This window comes from Reyranella massiliensis 521, assembly GCF_000312425.1.
Classification (GTDB): Bacteria; Pseudomonadota; Alphaproteobacteria; order Reyranellales; family Reyranellaceae; genus Reyranella; species Reyranella massiliensis.
Genome location: NZ_HE997181.1, coordinates 4029238 through 4045525 on the forward strand (window position 1 = coordinate 4029238; position 16288 = coordinate 4045525).

A 16288-nucleotide genomic window follows, 5' to 3' on the forward strand; every position below is an offset into this window, starting at 1 on the left:
ACCTACTTGCCCTTACCGCCGCACTTGCCCGTGGCGACATTGAAGTTGCCGCAGTTCATGGGCTTGCGCCAATCGGAGATCAGGTCCTTCGAGTCCGGCAGGTAGTCGGACCACTCGTCGCCCAGCACCAGACCGTTGGTCTGCGAGACGACGTCGAACTGACCGTTGCCTTGGATCTCGCCGATCAGCACCGGCTTGGTGATGTGATGGTTCGGCAGCATTGCCGAGTAGCCACCCGTCAGGTTCGGTACCGAGACACCGATCATCGCATCGATGACGGCGTCGGAGTCGGTGGTACCGGCCTTCTTCACCGCTTCGATCCACATGTTGAAGCCGATCACATGGGCTTCCATCGGATCGTTGGTCACCCGCTTGGGGTTCTTGGTGAAGGTCTGCCAGGTCTTGATGAAGGCCTCGTTGGTCGGGTTCTTTACGGACTGGAAGTAGTTCCAGGCGGCGAGATGGCCAACCAGCGGCTTGGTGTCGATGCCGGCCAGTTCTTCCTCGCCGACGGAGAAGGCGACGACCGGGATGTCCTTGGCCTTGATGCCCTGGTTGCCGAGTTCCTTGTAGAACGGGACGTTGGCGTCGCCGTTGATGGTCGAGACCACGGCGGTCTTCTTGCCGGCCGAGCCGAACTTCTTGATGTCGGCTACGATCGACTGCCAGTCGGAGTGACCGAACGGCGTGTAGTTGATCAGGATGTCTTCCTGCGCGACGCCCTTGGACTTGAGATAGGCTTCGAGGATCTTGTTGGTCGTGCGGGGATAGACGTAGTCGGTACCCGCCAGAACCCAGCGCTGCACCTTCTCGTTGGCCATCAGATAGTCGACGGCCGGGATCGCCTGCTGGTTCGGAGCAGCACCGGTGTAGAACACGTTGCGCGAGCTTTCCTCGCCCTCGTACTGGACCGGGTAGAAGAGGATGCCGTTCAGCTCCTCGAACACCGGCAGCACCGACTTGCGGCTGACCGAGGTCCAGCAGCCAAACACCGCCGCGACCTTGTCCTTCTGCAGGAGTTCGCGGGCCTTTTCGGCGAACAGCGGCCAGTTCGACGCCGGGTCGACGACGACCGGCTCGAGCTTGCGCCCGAGAACGCCACCCTTCTTGTTCTGCTCTTCGATCAGCATCAGCATGACGTCCTTCAAGGTCGTCTCGCTGATCGCCATGGTGCCGGACAGTGAATGCAGAATGCCGACCTTGATCGGCGGTGCCCCTTGCGCGAGCGCGCCGGTCGCGGCGCCGGCCAGCAGGCCGGCGGCCACGAGGCCCGTGCGCATGATCGTTCCCAAGTTCATCCCGCTCTCCTTGATCTTCCCGACGGAATCTCCCCGCCGAAGATCAAGGAAGCGAAAGCCGTGCCAAACCCGAAAAGAGGCCTGTTGAAGGGCTCAGTTGGCGATCAAGGCCAACGCACCGCCGGCCATGACGGCGCCGCCGAGTGCCCGCAATCCCAGGTCGCCGACCGCCGACCTTGCGATCCATCCGAGTCCCAGGCCGATCGCATTAAGCAGGATGGTGGCCGCCGTGAAGCCCAGGATGAACCCGCCGGTGCCGACCGAGGGCGCCTCTATGGCATGCGCATAACCGTGGAAAATGGCGAACAGGCCGACTACCGCCATGGCAGCCGCCGACGGCACACGGACTGCACCCACAACGAGCGCGCCCAGAACCAGTACCGACACGGCAATTGCCGCCTCAACGAGAGGCAGTTTTATGCCCGCGAATCCGGCAGCTGCCCCGAGAAGCATCATGACGACGAAGGCCGAGGGCACCAGATAGGCTGCGGCCGGCCGCTTGGCCGCCAGCAGCGAGGCCCACAGACCGACACCCACCATGGCCAGCAGATGGTCCCAGCCCGTGAAAGGATGGGCAAAACCCGACGTGTCGTGGCCCGGATGAGCCAGGGCCGGACTGGCGGCTGCGCAAAGGAGAATGATGAGGGAGACGATCCTGGACATGGGTACACCGCTTCGCTTTGAAAGCTTCAGTTAAGAGGGCGCGCCGGAAGGCCACCCTGTCGTATGACGAAGGCCGCGATATCGTCGACCCCCTTGTTCTCCTTGAGATTGGAGAAAAGGAACGGCCGCTGGCCACGCATCTTGCGGGCATCGCGGTCCATGACGTCGAGGTTGGCGCCCACGAGGGGCGCCAGGTCGATCTTGTTGATGACCAGCAGATCCGACCGCGTGATGCCCGGCCCGCCCTTGCGCGGGATCTTCTCGCCGGCCGCGACGTCGATCACATAGATGGTGATGTCGGCCAGCTCGGGCGAGAAGGTCGCTGCAAGATTGTCGCCGCCGGACTCGACGAAGACGATCTCGAGCTTGGGCCATTTGCGCACGATGTCGGAGACCGCGGCGAGATTGATCGAGGCGTCCTCGCGGATCGCCGTATGCGGACAACCGCCGGTCTCGACGCCGACGATGCGTTCCGGCGCCAAGGCCCCGGCGCGGGTCAGGAACTCGGCATCTTCCTTGGTGTAGATGTCGTTGGTGACGACGGCGATGTCGTAGGTCTCGCGCATCCGCTTGCACAGGCGCTCGACCAGTGCGGTCTTGCCCGATCCCACGGGACCGCCGACGCCTACTCTCAGGGGACCGCGCACGCTCATAGCTCGAGTTCTCCGGCCGCGAGGGCGATGTAGCCTACACCCATCAGCAGGCAGTAGGGCGAATAGTACTTCCTGTTCCGGGTGGCAAAGGGCTCGGCTGTGAAGTGGGTTCTCCAGCGCATGCTGTAGCCGGCCACGCAGCGGGCGACGAAGATGCCGGCGATGACATAGGTGCCGGCCAGAACGCGCGGCTCGGTCATGCGACCTAGCGCATACCAGGGCCAAAGCGCCATCACGGCCAGAACCAGCGCGATGGCGAAGCACTGCCAGGCCGGCGGCATGCGGCGCCGACCGTCGCCCACAACGGCACGGGCCAGCGCTTCCTCGCTCTCTTCGGGCCAATGGCTGCCCAGTCCCCACATGGCATGCATGACTGCGATGGCGCCGACCCCAATGGTCAACAACAAGGCCAGCAATATCGTCATGAACGGAAAAGCCTCGTGTACTGTGTTTCATGTCGCAGCGAGCACCAATCGAGCAGAGGCGTCGCCGTGCCGACCTCGTCCAGCGACTCGACCGCCAGCGCTGCCGCGACCGTTTCATTCACCGTATTCTCCAAGGCCGCAAGCGCCCTTTGCCCATCGCTCTGCCCCAGCGGAACCGCTCGCACGGCGGCCGAAATCAGGTTGGCCGCGAAGGCATGCAGATACCCCCCAAGAGCCGCCTCCAGCGGAATTGCATGCACCGCAGCGGCCAGCGCCACTGCGACGGGCAGCGCGATCTCCCCCTGGAGCCGCTGGTCCGCCGCGTCGAGGTCTGCATGCGGCCAAGCCGTGCGGGTGATCGACAGGAACGAACCGCCCTGCTGGCGCGATTCCAGCGCCATTTCCGACGTGCCGCGCCACGCGGCCGCGCGCTCGGCGATGGCATCGAAGACCTGCCAGTCTCTCTCGCTCGCAGCACGCCAGGCAGCCGCGAACAGCGCGCTGTCGACCCGGCCGGTGCCGTCCGCCAAGACACTGCGCAGCCAGGCGACGAGCGACGTGCGATCCCGGATGAAGCCTTCCTCGATGGCGGTCTCGACACCATGGCTGTAGCTGAAGGCACCGATCGGATAGGCCGGCGACAGCCAGGCCAGCAGCCTGTAGAGCGGGTCCCTCTTTACGTCACTAGTCATGACGCTCCGGATGCAGCTCGCCATGGCGATGGCCGGTATCGTGATTGTGCTGGCCGTAGGCGCCGCCCTCGGGATCGAAGGGCACGCGCACCTTGCGTACCTCGGCGCCCAACCCCTTCAGCATGTCGACGATGACATGATCGTCGCGGATCAGGAGCCGGTCGTGATCGATCTGCGTCGGCAGGTGGCGATTGCCGAGATGCCAGGCGATCCGCGCGAAGGCCGCAGCATCGCGGCCGCGCACCTCGACGAGGTCTTCTTCCGCCGCCCTCACCTCGACGAAACCACCCTCCTCCAGCCGAAGCCCATCGCCGGTATGCAACACGACCGGCTCGACCAGATCGAGCAGGAAGTCGAGCCCGCCATCGCCCAGCATGCGCAGGCGTCGACGGTACCGGTCGTCGAACAGCAGGGTCACGGTGTCGATGCGCTCCGGTGCCGGCCAATGACCGGCACGTACGACGTCGATGGCTCGTTTCATGGTCAGAAGAGGAAGTAGCGTTGCGCCAAGGGAAGCGAGATGGCGGGTTCACACGTCAGGAGTTCGCCGTCGGCCCGAACCTCATAAGTCTCGGGATCGACCTCGATCTTCGGACAGAGCGAATTGTGGATCATATGCTTCTTGCCGATCTTGCGCGTGCCCTTCACCGGCAGCAGCGGCCGGCTCAGTCCCCACTTCTTCGCCACGCCCTTGGCGATGGCCGCCTGCGACACGAACAGAGCCGGACTGACGACGAGGCTGCGGCCCAAGGCGCCGAACATGGGTCGATAGTGCACGGGCTGCGGCGTGGGGATCGACGCATTGGGGTCGCCCATCGGCGCCGCCACAATCGAACCGCCGAGCAGCACCATGTCGGGCTTGGCGCCGAAGAAGGCCGGCGACCAGATCACGATGTCGGCGCGCTTGCCGACCTCGATCGACCCCACATGCTTGGAAATGCCGTGGGTGATTGCCGGATTGATCGTGTACTTGGCGATGTAGCGCTTGGCGCGGAGATTGTCGTTGTCGCCGCTCTCTTCCTTGAGACGCCCACGCTGCTTCTTCATCTTGTCGGCGGTCTGCCATGTGCGGATCACGACTTCGCCGACCCTGCCCATGGCCTGGCTGTCGGACGACATCATCGAGAAGGCACCCATGTCGTGGAGGATATCTTCGGCCGCGATGGTCTCCTTGCGGATGCGGCTTTCGGCAAAAGCAACATCCTCGGGGATGGCAGCATCGAGGTGATGGCAGACCATCAGCATGTCGAGATGCTCGTCCACGGTGTTCACCGTGTAGGGCATGGTCGGGTTGGTCGAGGACGGCAGCACGTTCTTCTCGCCGGCCAGACGGATGATGTCCGGCGCATGGCCGCCGCCGGCGCCTTCGGTGTGGAACGTCGCGATGGTGCGGCCCTTGAAGGCGGCGCGCGTCGTCTCGACGAAGCCCGACTCGTTCAAGGTGTCGGTATGGATCGCCACCTGCACGTCCATGCGGTCTGCAACCGAGAGGCAATTGTCGATGGCCGCCGGCGTGGTGCCCCAATCCTCGTGCAGCTTGAGCCCGCAGGCGCCGGCCTCGACCTGCTCCTTGATGCCGGCCGGCTTCGACGTGTTGCCCTTGCCGAAGAAACCGAGGTTCATCGGCAAGCCTTCGGCCGCCTGCAGCATGCGGCCCATGTGCCAAGGGCCGGGCGTCACGGTGGTGGCAAGCGTGCCATGTGCCGGGCCGGTGCCGCCGCCCATCATGGTGGTGACGCCGCTATAGAGCGCATCGTCGACCTGCTGCGGGCAAATGAAGTGGATGTGGCAGTCGATGCCGCCTGCCGTAATGATCTTGCCCTCGCCGGCAATCGCTTCGGTGCCAGGGCCGATCACGATATCCACGCCGGGCTGTACGTCGGGATTGCCGGCCTTGCCGATGGCCACGATCAGCCCGCCCTTCAAACCGATATCGGCTTTCACGATGCCCCAATGATCGAGGATCAGCGCATTGGTGATCACGGTATCGACGGCACCCTGGGCGCGCGTACGCTGGCTCTGGCCCATGCCGTCGCGGATCACCTTGCCGCCGCCGAACTTCACTTCCTCGCCGTAGATCGTGTGGTCCTTCTCGACCTCGATGAAGAGGTCCGTATCGGCGAGCCGCACCTTGTCGCCGACGGTCGGGCCGAACATGTGGACATAGGCCGAGCGCGAGATGCGAGTCGGGCCCTCGTTCGACGGGCCGACTTTGGCGACCGGCCCCAGCTTGCCGCCGACCCTGCCCTGGAAACCGTGGCTTTCGCGGCTGCCGAGATAGGGCGTGAGCCTCACCGTGCGCGACTGGCCGGGCTCGAAGCGCACGGCGGTGCCGGCCGCGATGTCGAGCCGCATGCCTTTGGCGCGCTTGCGGTCGAACCTCAGCGCGTCGTTGGTCTCGAAGAAATGATAGTGGCTGCCGACCTGGATCGGCCGGTCGCCGGTGTTGGCTACTTCGATGGTAATCGGGTTGCGACCCTTGTTCAGTTCCAGCTCGCCTTTGCCCGCGAGGATTTCACCGGGGATCATGGCGTCTCTCCTCAGCGGATCGGGGCGTGGACGGTGACGAGCTTGGTGCCGTCGGGAAACGTCGCCTCGACCTGGATTTCCGCCAGCATGTCGGCGATGCCGTCCATCACCTGAGCTCGGCTAATCACATGGGCGCCGTCGCGCATCAGGTCGGCGACCGAACGACCATCGCGCGCGCCTTCGACGACGAAATCGGTGATGAGGGCCACGGCCTCGGGATAGTTGAGCTTCACGCCGCGTTCGAGACGGCGGCGCGCCACGATGGCCGCCATGGCCACCAGAAGCTTGTCTTTCTCGCGTGGCGTCAGATTCATCGACCGTTTCCCCCTGCCCGCTAGCCCTTCAGTGGTTGGGCCGGACTATAGCGCGGCATCCATTTCGGCAAAGAGTTGCATCAAACATGCCAAACCCGCGGCAGGCGGCGCGCGCGAAACTCGTTGAGAAAGCGGATGGTCGCGGCGCGTACGGAAGTCGCCTCCCCCAGCAGGCGTGCGACGAGGATGCCGTTCACCAGCGTAACGCCGGCGCGCACTTCATCTGCAGCCTCCAGCAAGGCGCGGGCTTCCTCGAAACGCTGCTGCGGTTCGGTCCAGACACCGATGACGGTCGCCAGCGCATTGGCCGCACCGAAGCCTGCGCCGTCCGGCGTCTCGCCCTCGACGCGTAGAGTATCCGTCCACACCAGCCGGCCGGACTGCCGCACCGACCAGGAGTCCAGCAGCAGGCCCGAGGTGAAGCGCTCGCCCGACGCGGCACGGCCCAGCACCACCATTTCGCAGGCGAGCAGCGCGCCGCCCTCGCCGACGTCCGCTACGGTCCGCCGCTTCACCCGCGCGCCTTCGAAGACGATGGTTTCCTGCGGTAGCCACTCCAGCGTAGCCCCTGCAGCAACGGCCAGCCGCACCTCTATGCCGCAATGGCCACCGCCCTTGGCCGCGCGGTAGACCTTCTCCGCCGCCTGGGTCGTGGCGACCGCCTCGGCCCCGGGGCCGATGTCGACCGCCATCGTGAGCGAATCGCCGTCGGTGACGCCGCCAGAGGTCGTGATCATCACGGCCTGCGGCGGTTCGCCCGGCTCCGGCACCGGGAACAAGACCCGACAGGGATCGCGTTGATAGAGATCCGCCAACCGCGTCCGGCCGTCGCGCCGCTCGAAGACGACGCGGCTTTCGCCTGAAGCGCGCTGTAGAGGGGAGCGGGAGGAGCTGGTTTTCATCCGCCCCGACTTGATAGATTAAGGACCGAAATGAGCAAGGCCTTCACCAAGGAAAGCGACGGCGACGACGAGGACGACCTGCCCGAGGATATCGGCGGTCTGCCTGCCGGCGCCAAGAACTATATGACCCCCGAGGGCTTCGCCCGCATGCGCGAGGAGTTGATGAGCCTCATGCGCAAGGAGCGGCCGGAGGTCGTGCAGGTCGTGTCCTGGGCGGCGGCCAACGGCGACCGCTCGGAGAACGGCGACTATCTCTACGGCAAGAAGCGCCTGCGCGAGATCGACCGCCGCATCCGCTTCCTCAGCAAGAGGCTGGAGCGTTCCGAGGTTGTCGATCCGGCCAAGCGACCCAAGACCGACCAGGTTTTCTTCGGGGCCACAGTCGTCTACGCCAACGCCCGCGACGAGGAGCGCACGGTGAAGATCGTGGGCGTCGACGAAGTCGATCCCGGCCGCGGCCATGTCAGCTGGATCTCCCCCATCGCCCGCGCCCTCCTGCGCGCCCACGAGGGCGATGTCGTGCGGATGCGCACGCCCGGCGGCGAGGAGGAGATCGAGATCGTGAAGGTCTCGTACGTGTGAAAGGTTCCAGGTAGAGGCACGCCAGCTCGCGGCCGCCCACTATCCCTCCCGCTTCAGATCCGCCAGAAGACGATCGACGAATTTCGGGGAGTAGCCCAGGAGGGCCGCCTTATCGGCCAGTTCCTTTTCGAGCTGCCCGAGCGCTTCGATGAACGAGCCGCCTTGGGCCAACGCCTTCTCGACCAGCGCGCCGGCCTTCTGCTTGCCGATCTTCCGGGCGAGCAGAAAGGTCGCGCGTTCGGCGAACACGGCGGCTTCGGCTGCGTCCATGTTGGCCTGCAGGGCGTCGGGATCGATCGTGAGGCCGTCCGCGACCTCGGCCATCGCCTCCACCGCGGAGCCTAGAGTTTCGACGAGGGCCGCGATTGTCGGCCACTCCGCCTGCCAGCCGCCCAGCGCGCGCTCATGCTCCTGAGGGAGTGCCGCAACAATCGTCGCCGCCAGCATCGGCGCCCGCGCGGCCGCCGAGAGGACGAGCGCTGCGCCCACGGGATTGCGCTTGTGCGGCATGGTCGAGGAGCCGCCGCGTCCCGGCCCCGCAGGCTCCGCCGCTTCGCCTACCTCGATCTGCATCATCAGGGAAATGTCGCGCGACGCCTTGGCCAACGCACCGACCAGAAGCGCGCAATCCTGCGCAAGTGCCGCCACGCGCACACGCTGCGTGAACCACGGGCCCGGCGGCAGAGCAAGTTTCAAGGTTTTGGCCAGCGCCTTCATGACGGGCTCGGCATCGCAGCCCAGGGCCGTGAGGCTGCCCGAGGCGCCGCCAAACTGCAGGACCTGTGTCTCGGCAAAGCTCGATGCGAGGCGACGCTTGGCGCGGTCGATATCTGACGCCCAGCCGGCGATCTTCTGCCCCAGCGCCAGCGGCGTCGCGGGCTGCAACAGCGTGCGGCCGAGCATCGGTGTCGCGCGATGCTTCTTCGCCAGCCTGGCGAAAGAGGCAACGATGCCGTCAGCCGCCTCGAGAAGCGGTGGCAGCGCCTCGCCGAGTTGCAGCACCATCGCCGTGTCGATGACGTCCTGGCTGGTGGCGCCCCAATGGACGTAGCCCGCCGCTGCGGCATCGCGTCTGGAAACCTCTTCCGTCAGGGCCTTGACCAAAGGCACCGTGAGCGTGGCGCTGCGGCGCGCGGCGGCAGCCAGCGACACCGGATCGTAAAGCGACGGATCGCAGGCCTTCGCGATGACGGCGGCGGCTCGTTTGGGAATCAGCCCTGCTTTCGCCGCAGCGTCGCCAAGGGCTGCTTCGAAGCGCAGCATGTGCCGCAATGTTGCGAGATCGGAGAAGGCTTCCGCTGTGACGGCCGAAGCGCTCAGCGCAGCGACGAGACGACCGGCCATGCGCTCAGCAGTCGAAGAAGACGGTTTCATGCGCTCCGCCCAAATGAATGGGCAACCGCCAGACTCCGGAGGCATCGCGCTTGGCGATCAATGTGGCGCGACGAGCGGGCTCGACCAGCTTCAGCACGGGGTCCTCGGCCAGCTCGGGATCGCCCTCGAAATAGAGCCGCGTCGCCAGCCGGTTGAGCACACCGCGCGCGAACACCGAGATGTTGATGTGCGCTGCCTGCAGACCGCCCGCCGGCCAGGGCACGCGACCGGGCTTGATGGTGCCGAAGGTCGCGCGGCCCGCGGTGTCGGTCGAAGCGCGGCCGAAACCGTCGAAGCCGGGATCGAGCGGCAGGTTGCGGCGGTCCTCAGGATGGTCGTAGCGGCCATGGCTGTTGGCCTGCCAGATCTCGAACAGGCCGTCAGGCACGATCGCGCCATCGGCGTCGTGGAGGCTGAGTTCGATCTCCAGCCGTTCGCCGGCGACGCCCCGAGGGGCGAGGTCGTGCCGATAGGCGTTGGTAATCGTGCCGAAATAGAACGGGCCAATCGTCTGCGACGGCGTCAGGACGCGGCTCATGCATTCTCCATCGGCGTGGCGTTGCGGCCGCGCAGCACGATGTCGAAGCGATAGGCCAGCGCCCATTCCGGCTGCGTGGCCTCGATGTCGAAGGCCGCCTGCAGGCGCGCCCGTGCACTCTCGGGCACCGAATTGTAGATGGGGTCGAAGGGCAGCAGCGGATCGCCGGGAAAATACATCTGCGTGATCAGGCGCGTGGCGAAGGCCGGCCCGAACAGCGAGAAATGGATATGCGCCGGACGCCAGGCATTGTGGTGGTTCTTCCAGGGATAGGCGCCGGGCTTGATGGTCACGAACCTGTAGTTCCCCTCCGCATCGGCGCGGACGCGGCCACCGCCGTAGAAATTCGGATCGAGCGGCGCATCGTGCTGGTCGCCGGGATGGTGATAGCGACCGGCGGCGTTACACTGCCAGATCTCGACCAGCGCCTCGGGCACCGGCCTGCCGTCCTGATCGAGCACACGCCCCTTCACGATGATGCGCTCGCCGAGCGGTTCGCCCATGCGCTGGCGCGTCAGGTCGTTCTCGCCGGCATCCAGCCGCACCGCACGCAGCGACGGGCCGGTGATCTCCGACAGGCTGTGCGGCAGCACGACCGCAGGACGGCTCGGTGCACGGCGCGCCGTCGACTTGTAGTCGGGGGAAGCGTTGGGTGGATGATCCTGGCCCGGCATGGGCCGCCGGTAGGTTTCCTCGTTCATCCACCCAGTCTACAGCCCGCCCTGCGAGCCGCCTAGGCCGCGCGGACCTCCAAGCCCTTGGGCGTGGCACGATAGCCGGTCAAGGTGCGCTCGGCGTAGCCCAGCCGCCAGTCCAGCATCTTGCGCGCATACTCCGCGACGATGGCGGCGTAGGCGGGATCGGCGGCGCAATTCACGAACTGGCCGGGATCCTTCTTCAGGTCGAACAGGAGCGGCGGCAGAGCCGCAAAGTGGACGTACTTGAAGGTCTCGTCCTGCACGACCGCCAGCGCACACTTGTCCATCGACAGGCCGAGCGCCGTCTCGGGCTGAGAGTAATACAGGTCGCGGAAGTCGAACTCGTAATGGACCTCGGTTCGCCAGTCGGCCGGCGTCACCCCTTCGCAGAACGGCAGCAGCGAGTGGCCGTCGCACTGGCGCGGTACCGGCAGGCCTAGCCATTCGAGGATGGTCGGCATGGTGTCGATGGTTTCGGTGAAGCGCTCGACGATGCTGCCGCGCGCACCGTTCGCGGCCGCACGCGGATCGCGAATGACCATCGGGATTCGGTAGGACTCGTCGAAATAGCCGATCTTGCCCAGAAGGTGATGGTCGCCGAGCTGCTCGCCGTGATCGCAGGTGAAGATGATCAGCGTATCGTCCCACTGCCCGGTTTCCTTCAGATAGTCGAAGACACGGCCGAGGTGATCGTCGATCTCGCTCATCAGTCCGCAATAGGTGGCGCGCATCTGCGCCACCTCTGCCTCGCTCATCGCCGAGGCTTTCGCTTTGCCGTCCTGGAAGAAGCTCGACTGGTTGATGTTGTTCACATAGTAGGCGAGCAGCGCGTTCTGCTTCGCCTCCTCGGCGGGCGACACGGCGCGCACGACCTTCGGCATGTCTTCCGGCCGGTACATCGCATTGTAGGGCGCCGGCGCGATGAACGGCGGATGCGGCCGGTAGTAGCCGAGATGCAGGAACCACGGCTTGCCAGCGCGGCCGCGCAGATAGGACAGCCCGCGCTCGGTGAACCAGGCCGTGTCCGACAGCTCCTTGGGGATCACCGCCGGCCGGTCGGTGGCGCCGGCTCCCCTCTCATCCCCAGCGGCACCTTGCGGCAGCCAGACATCGTCGCGGTTCTTCGGCAGCTCGAAGCCCTGCCCTGCCACCCAGCCGAAATAGGCGTCGCGATTCTCGAAGGCGCCGACGGAATGGAAACCGTCCATGATGTCGCCCAGCACGAAGAAACGCGGATCGCTGGGCGCGGTATGATGTGGATCGGGGGTGGTGGTGGTGTAGCCGACCAGCGCCGGATCGTAGCCGCCGCGCCGCAGTTCGTGGGCGAGATTCGTGAAGCGCAGCGACAGCGGAATGGTGTTCTGCACCGCGCGATGATTCATCACATACTGGCCGGTCAGCAGGCTGGCCCGTGCCGGACCGCAAGGTACGGACTGCGTGAAATGGTTGCGGAACGTGACGCCTTCGGCGCACAGGCGGTCGATATTGGGCAGCTTGAGATAGTCCGCCCCCAGCTTGGGCAGCATCAAGCCGCGCCACTGGTCGACGACGATAAGCAGAACGTTCTTGGGCGCAGGCATTTCGAGATCACCGAGGTTGGAAGGGCGCGTGATTGCGCTAGAGTGCCGTCAAATCGACGGAGGAGACAACACGTGGCGCGTTTCAAGATCGTGACGACCGGCCCGGGTAATTCGGACCATTCCCTGGAAATGGAAACCCTGGCCGGGATCGGCGCGGAAATCGTCGAGGTTTCGGGCAGCGAGGACGACCTTGCCAAGGCGGTGGTCGACGCCGACGCGATCTACGGCAAGGGCCGCCCGCGCATCACGGCCAAGGTGATCGAGGCGGGCAAGAAGCTGAAAGTCGTCTCGCTGGGCAGCGTCGGCGTCGATTCGGTCGATGTCGATGTCGCGACCAGGCTCGGCATCCCGGTCACCAACGTGCCCGACACCTTCATCGAGGAAGTGGCCGACCATGCCATGACCCTGATCCTGGCGAGCTGGCGGCGGCTGGTCGTGCAGGACCAGATGGTGCGCAAGGGCGAATGGGCCAAGGCGCGACCGGCACTCTACGAGTTCCCGCGCCTCATGGGCATGACTCTAGGCTTCATCTCCTTCGGCCATGTCGCGCGCGCGGTCGCCAAGCGCGCGGCGCCGTTCGGCTTCCAGATGCTGGCCTACGATCCCTATATCGAAGAGCTGGTCATGTCCGACTACGGCGTGCAGCCGGTCGGCTACGACGAGCTGCTGCAACGCTCCGACATCGTCAGCATGCACGCGCCCGGCACCAAGGACGCGCATCACATGATGAAGGAGCGGAACTTCCGCCTGATGAAGAAGACGGCGCTGTTCGTGAACACCGGCCGCGGCTCGACCGTCGACGAGGCCGCCATGATCAAGGCGCTGCAGGAAGGCTGGATCGCGGGTGCGGGCCTCGACGTGCTCGAGACCGAGCCGGTCGGCCACAACAATCCTCTCCTGGGCATGGACAACGTGATCCTGACGGCGCACGTCGCCTCCGCCTCCAACCGTTTCGACCTCGCCCGCAAGCGCCGCGTCGGTGCGGAACTGTCGCTGGTGCTGGGCGGCAAGTGGCCGCGTGCCTGCGTCAATCCCATGGTGCTGGAGAAGTCCAGCCTGCAGCGCTGGCAGCCCTTCTCGATGGAGCGCGGGCCCGGAAACTGAGGCCGGCTGGCCGAGAGACGGCTAGAGGTCTTTCGTGGCCTGGAGGCGATCGCGGATTGCGCGGTCGCACTGGGCGAGGCTGTCGAAGGGCCCGAGGATGACATGGTCGCCGTCGTCCATCGCATACCAGCCGCTCTGGGTGAGATTGTACTCGCCCAGATCCTCGGCAGGCACATGAACGGCGATCAGGTCCTTTGGCGTACGCATAGAGGGCACATGGCGCTGAAGGTGGGCATTTCAACCCCGGCGTGACCAGCTTGCAAGATTGACCGCCCCCGGCGGCACCTCGCCTTTCACCAGCGACTCGACCTGCCGGACTGTATCCATCGCTTGGCTTTCGCTGGCGGGTGGCGTCAGGCCACCGATATGCGGCGTGGCGATGACATTGGGCAGGCGCGCCAGCGCCGGTGACGGCATCTGGTCCGGTGCGCGACCGACATCCATGGCGGCACCGGCGATCCGGCCCTCCTCCAGCGCTTGCGCTAGCGCCGCTTCGTCCACCAAGTTGCCGCGCGACATGTTGATGAAGAAGGCATCCGGCTTCATGCGCGCGAATGCCGCCGCATCGAGCAGGTTCTCGGTCTCCTCATTGGCGATGGCGAGACAGATCACGTAGTCGGCACGCACCAGCAGTTCATCCTGAGGCAGCTTCTGGAAACGCCGATCATCGACCTGGGCATAGGGATCGGCGATCAGCACCGTCATGCCCATCTGAGCCAGCAGCGGCGCGAGATCGCGCGCGATCCGGCCATAGCCGATGATGCCGGCGGTGGCACCGCTCAGCTGCCGGCCCACCTTGATCTCCGGCATATGGCCCGCGTGATAGTCTGCCGCCGCACGCGAGATGCCGCGTGAAAGATCGACCAGGAACCCCAGGGTCAGTTCGACCACGGATTTCACGAAGCCCGCTTCGGCATGGGTGACCAGCACGCCCGCCGCCGACGCCGCAGCCACGTCGATGTTCCGAATGTCGATGGCGCTCCGCATCACGACCTTGAGGCGCGGCAGGCCGGCAAAGACTTCGGCCGGTATCGGCGTCGAGCGGTCGGCAATGATGAAGTCGGTGCCGCGCGCCATGGCGATCACGCCCGCGGAATCGAGCGGCGCATCGCCTTCGTGCAATACGACGTCGACCAGTTCCTGAAGCCGCTTGAGCGCCCGCGCGCCGTAATATTGCCGTCGGGCCTGAGGCACATGAGTGAGGAGAAGCTTCAAATCGTCCCTAGCCCTTCATCGGAATCGTCTCGCCGAGATGCGAGAAGTGCGCGGCCACGATACGCCAGCCGTCGGCCGTGCGCATCCAAGTGGGGTTGCCTATCGGCCGACCACACAGCGGCGCGCCCTCAGGCCGGCGGCGCGCTGGCCACGCCCTGCTTCTCCAGGAAGGCCGCGACACGCAAGGCGGCCTTCTCGTTATAGGGGCGAACAATGAGCTGAACGCCGATCGGCAAGCCGCGCCGCCGCTGCAGGGGCACCACCACGACCGGCAGGCCGATGAAGGAGATCGGCTGTGTGAAAACGCCGAGATTGGCGCGCACCGGCAGTTCGACGCCGCCCAGCTTCATCATGACCTGGCCAAGCCTGGGCGCGGTGCAGGGCGTCGCCGGCGCCAGCACGACGTCGACCTCGTTGAAGAGCTTCAGCACATTGGCTCGATAGTGCCGGCGAAAGCGTTGCGCCTTCACGTACCAAGAGCCCGGCAGCAGCGCGCCGGCCATGAAGCGCTCGCGCGTATCGGGGTCGAAATCCTGCGGCCGGGTCTTCAACCGCGGAAGGTGGAGCTGTGCGCCCTCTATCGCGGTGATCACATAGGCCGCTGCCCGCGCCGCCGCAGCCTGCGGCAGTACGACCGTGTTACTGGCATCGAGCGCCCTGGCCACGGCCGCCACGGCCTCGAAGGCCTCGGGTTCGCCGCCTTTCGCGAAGTAGTCGCCGGCGATGGCGATGCGCAGCCCTTCTATGCCTTCGGCGAGATGCGGCAGCGTTGGATCGGGTGGCATGTGGGTGCAGACCGGGTCGTCGGGATCTGGCCCCTGCATGGCATCGAACGACAGTGCCAGGTCTTCGCTTGACCGCGCGATCGGCCCCAGATGATCGAGGGAATCGACGAAGGGGAACGACCCCACCCGGCTCAGCCGCCCGTAGGTCGGTTTCAGGCCGAACAGACCACAGAGCGACGACGGCACGCGGATCGAGCCGTTGGTATCCGAGCCCAGCGCCAACGGCACCTCGCCCGCCGCGACGGCCGCTCCCGACCCTCCCGACGATCCGCCGGTCATGCGCGACGGATCGTGCGGATTGCGCGAGGGGCCGTAATGGGCGTTCTCGCCGGTGAAGTCGTAGGCGTATTCGCCCATGTTGAGGCCGCCGACCAGGATCGCCCCGGCTGCCTCCAGCCTTCGGATCAGCGCGCCGTCGCGGGCCGCCTTCGGCCCGTCGTTGTTGATCTTGGAACCCGCGCGGGTCGGCAGACCCTCGATGTCGAACAGGTTCTTCACGGCAAAGGGCACGCCGGCCAACGGCCCGGGGTGCTTGCTGGCATCGATCTCCGCGGCACGCTTCCGTGCCCGCTCGGCCAGGATGTCGGTGAAGGCGTTGACCGTGGGCTCGGCCGCTTCGATGCGCTTCAGCGCCGCGTCGACCACGGCGGCAGCCTTGACCTTGTGGGTCGCGACGGCGTGCGCGATCTCGCCCGCGGTCGCGGCCTTCGACAGGGGATCGCTCATGGCCGGTACACCGGCGCCGGCGTCAGCTCGTCGTCGAGCTCGACTTCAAGCAGTGGCTGGGCAATCGCCAGCGCACGCTCGACATTCAGGATCACGTTCGGACGGTACTCCGGCGCGATCGGCAGGCCGATTGCTTTTGCGGCCTCGTCGACCAGGCGCGCAATATCAGGCTTGTCCTTGGCCACGTCCCCTCCTCGCGCAAACGACATT

The 16288-nt window shown here is 65.9% G+C and carries 19 protein-coding genes; 2 read left to right on the top strand and 17 right to left on the bottom strand.

Going from position 1 to position 16288, the window contains the following annotated elements; all coding sequences use genetic code 11:
• Positions 1-2: 2 nt before the first annotated feature.
• From urtA to BN60_RS19680, 9 genes are all read right to left on the bottom strand, one after another.
• Positions 3-1298 (bottom strand): urea ABC transporter substrate-binding protein, encoded by a 1296-nt coding sequence (gene urtA / locus BN60_RS19640; RefSeq protein ID WP_020697846.1) that lies wholly within the window; start codon positions 1296-1298, stop codon positions 3-5.
• Between the two features lie 93 nt (positions 1299-1391).
• The gene (locus BN60_RS19645; protein WP_020697847.1) at positions 1392-1961 is read right to left on the bottom strand and encodes a HupE/UreJ family protein; all 570 of its coding nucleotides are present in this window, start codon (positions 1959-1961) and stop codon (positions 1392-1394) included.
• A 26-nt stretch (positions 1962-1987) separates the two neighbouring features.
• Positions 1988-2614 (bottom strand): urease accessory protein UreG, encoded by a 627-nt coding sequence (ureG, locus tag BN60_RS19650; RefSeq protein ID WP_020697848.1) that lies wholly within the window; start codon positions 2612-2614, stop codon positions 1988-1990.
• Positions 2611-3039, bottom strand: a complete 429-nt coding sequence (locus tag BN60_RS19655; RefSeq protein ID WP_020697849.1) for a DUF3995 domain-containing protein — start codon at positions 3037-3039, stop codon at positions 2611-2613. Before BN60_RS19655 ends, ureG begins: the two co-directional genes overlap by 4 nt.
• Complete coding sequence (locus BN60_RS19660) at positions 3036-3731, bottom strand: urease accessory protein UreF (RefSeq protein WP_020697850.1); 696 nt, start codon at positions 3729-3731, stop codon at positions 3036-3038. The genes BN60_RS19655 and BN60_RS19660 overlap by 4 nt, the downstream gene beginning before the upstream one ends.
• Positions 3724-4212, bottom strand: a complete 489-nt coding sequence (locus BN60_RS19665; RefSeq protein ID WP_020697851.1) for an urease accessory protein UreE — start codon at positions 4210-4212, stop codon at positions 3724-3726. The genes BN60_RS19660 and BN60_RS19665 overlap by 8 nt, the downstream gene beginning before the upstream one ends.
• Before the next feature lie 2 nt (positions 4213-4214).
• Positions 4215-6260 carry an urease subunit alpha gene (gene ureC / locus BN60_RS19670; RefSeq protein ID WP_020697852.1) on the bottom strand — a complete coding sequence of 682 codons (2046 nt, stop codon included), beginning with the start codon at positions 6258-6260 and terminating at the stop codon, positions 4215-4217.
• 11 nt (positions 6261-6271) lie between these two features.
• Positions 6272-6574, bottom strand: coding sequence for an urease subunit gamma (locus tag BN60_RS19675; protein ID WP_020697853.1), 303 nt, complete (start codon positions 6572-6574; stop codon positions 6272-6274).
• Positions 6575-6654: 80 nt separating this feature from the next.
• Entirely contained in the window at positions 6655-7476 is an 822-nt protein-coding gene (locus BN60_RS19680) for an urease accessory protein UreD (protein ID WP_043284130.1), read from the bottom strand.
• Positions 7477-7506: 30 nt separating this feature from the next.
• On the opposite strand from BN60_RS19680, the gene greB reads away from it, so the two are divergent.
• Positions 7507-8058: a transcription elongation factor GreB gene (gene greB / locus BN60_RS19685; protein ID WP_020697855.1), complete on the top strand. Its 552-nt coding sequence runs from the start codon at positions 7507-7509 to the stop codon at positions 8056-8058.
• A gap of 39 nt (positions 8059-8097) precedes the next feature.
• Here the strand turns inward: greB and pcaB are convergent, their stop codons facing one another.
• The 4 genes from pcaB to pehA are packed head-to-tail and all read right to left on the bottom strand — an operon-like array spanning position 8098 to position 12248.
• Entirely contained in the window at positions 8098-9432 is a 1335-nt protein-coding gene (gene pcaB, locus BN60_RS19690; protein ID WP_215905925.1) for a 3-carboxy-cis,cis-muconate cycloisomerase, read from the bottom strand.
• Entirely contained in the window at positions 9407-9970 is a 564-nt protein-coding gene (gene pcaG / locus BN60_RS19695) for a protocatechuate 3,4-dioxygenase subunit alpha (RefSeq protein WP_020697857.1), read from the bottom strand. Before pcaG ends, pcaB begins: the two co-directional genes overlap by 26 nt.
• The gene (gene pcaH, locus BN60_RS19700) at positions 9967-10671 is read right to left on the bottom strand and encodes a protocatechuate 3,4-dioxygenase subunit beta (RefSeq protein ID WP_020697858.1); all 705 of its coding nucleotides are present in this window, start codon (positions 10669-10671) and stop codon (positions 9967-9969) included. Before pcaH ends, pcaG begins: the two co-directional genes overlap by 4 nt.
• 32 nt (positions 10672-10703) lie before the next feature.
• On the bottom strand, positions 10704-12248 hold the full coding sequence (pehA, locus tag BN60_RS19705; protein ID WP_020697859.1) for a phosphoric/sulfuric ester hydrolase PehA: 1545 nt from the start codon (positions 12246-12248) through the stop codon (positions 10704-10706).
• A gap of 72 nt (positions 12249-12320) precedes the next feature.
• On the opposite strand from pehA, the gene BN60_RS19710 reads away from it, so the two are divergent.
• A complete protein-coding gene (locus tag BN60_RS19710; RefSeq protein WP_020697860.1) occupies positions 12321-13352 on the top strand; it encodes a C-terminal binding protein in 1032 nt (343 codons plus the stop codon).
• 21 nt (positions 13353-13373) lie between these two features.
• Here BN60_RS19710 and BN60_RS19715 read toward each other — a convergent pair whose 3' ends face one another.
• The 4 genes from BN60_RS19715 to BN60_RS19730 form a co-directional block, all read right to left on the bottom strand.
• On the bottom strand, positions 13374-13559 hold the full coding sequence (locus BN60_RS19715) for a hypothetical protein (protein ID WP_020697861.1): 186 nt from the start codon (positions 13557-13559) through the stop codon (positions 13374-13376).
• Between the two features lie 30 nt (positions 13560-13589).
• Positions 13590-14567, bottom strand: a complete 978-nt coding sequence (locus tag BN60_RS19720) for a hydroxyacid dehydrogenase (protein WP_020697862.1) — start codon at positions 14565-14567, stop codon at positions 13590-13592.
• A gap of 128 nt (positions 14568-14695) precedes the next feature.
• On the bottom strand, positions 14696-16078 hold the full coding sequence (locus BN60_RS19725; RefSeq protein ID WP_020697863.1) for an AtzE family amidohydrolase: 1383 nt from the start codon (positions 16076-16078) through the stop codon (positions 14696-14698).
• A complete protein-coding gene (locus BN60_RS19730) occupies positions 16075-16263 on the bottom strand; it encodes a DUF4089 domain-containing protein (RefSeq protein WP_020697864.1) in 189 nt (62 codons plus the stop codon). Before BN60_RS19730 ends, BN60_RS19725 begins: the two co-directional genes overlap by 4 nt.
• Positions 16264-16288 lie beyond the last annotated feature (25 nt).

Coding starts and splice junctions, on each gene's coding strand:
- BN60_RS19675 (WP_020697853.1), bottom strand. CDS start 6,574: ATGAATCTGACGCCACGCGAGAAAGACAAGCTTCTGGTGGCCATGGCG.
- pcaG (WP_020697857.1), bottom strand. CDS start 9,970: ATGAGCCGCGTCCTGACGCCGTCGCAGACGATTGGCCCGTTCTATTTC.
- greB (WP_020697855.1), top strand. CDS start 7,507: ATGAGCAAGGCCTTCACCAAGGAAAGCGACGGCGACGACGAGGACGAC.
- urtA (WP_020697846.1), bottom strand. CDS start 1,298: ATGAACTTGGGAACGATCATGCGCACGGGCCTCGTGGCCGCCGGCCTG.
- pcaB (WP_215905925.1), bottom strand. CDS start 9,432: ATGAAACCGTCTTCTTCGACTGCTGAGCGCATGGCCGGTCGTCTCGTC.
- BN60_RS19680 (WP_043284130.1), bottom strand. CDS start 7,476: ATGAAAACCAGCTCCTCCCGCTCCCCTCTACAGCGCGCTTCAGGCGAA.
- BN60_RS19645 (WP_020697847.1), bottom strand. CDS start 1,961: ATGTCCAGGATCGTCTCCCTCATCATTCTCCTTTGCGCAGCCGCCAGT.
- BN60_RS19660 (WP_020697850.1), bottom strand. CDS start 3,731: ATGACTAGTGACGTAAAGAGGGACCCGCTCTACAGGCTGCTGGCCTGG.
- pcaH (WP_020697858.1), bottom strand. CDS start 10,671: ATGAACGAGGAAACCTACCGGCGGCCCATGCCGGGCCAGGATCATCCA.
- BN60_RS19665 (WP_020697851.1), bottom strand. CDS start 4,212: ATGAAACGAGCCATCGACGTCGTACGTGCCGGTCATTGGCCGGCACCG.
- BN60_RS19655 (WP_020697849.1), bottom strand. CDS start 3,039: ATGACGATATTGCTGGCCTTGTTGTTGACCATTGGGGTCGGCGCCATC.
- ureG (WP_020697848.1), bottom strand. CDS start 2,614: ATGAGCGTGCGCGGTCCCCTGAGAGTAGGCGTCGGCGGTCCCGTGGGA.
- BN60_RS19725 (WP_020697863.1), bottom strand. CDS start 16,078: ATGAGCGATCCCCTGTCGAAGGCCGCGACCGCGGGCGAGATCGCGCAC.
- BN60_RS19715 (WP_020697861.1), bottom strand. CDS start 13,559: ATGCGTACGCCAAAGGACCTGATCGCCGTTCATGTGCCTGCCGAGGAT.
- ureC (WP_020697852.1), bottom strand. CDS start 6,260: ATGATCCCCGGTGAAATCCTCGCGGGCAAAGGCGAGCTGGAACTGAAC.
- pehA (WP_020697859.1), bottom strand. CDS start 12,248: ATGCCTGCGCCCAAGAACGTTCTGCTTATCGTCGTCGACCAGTGGCGC.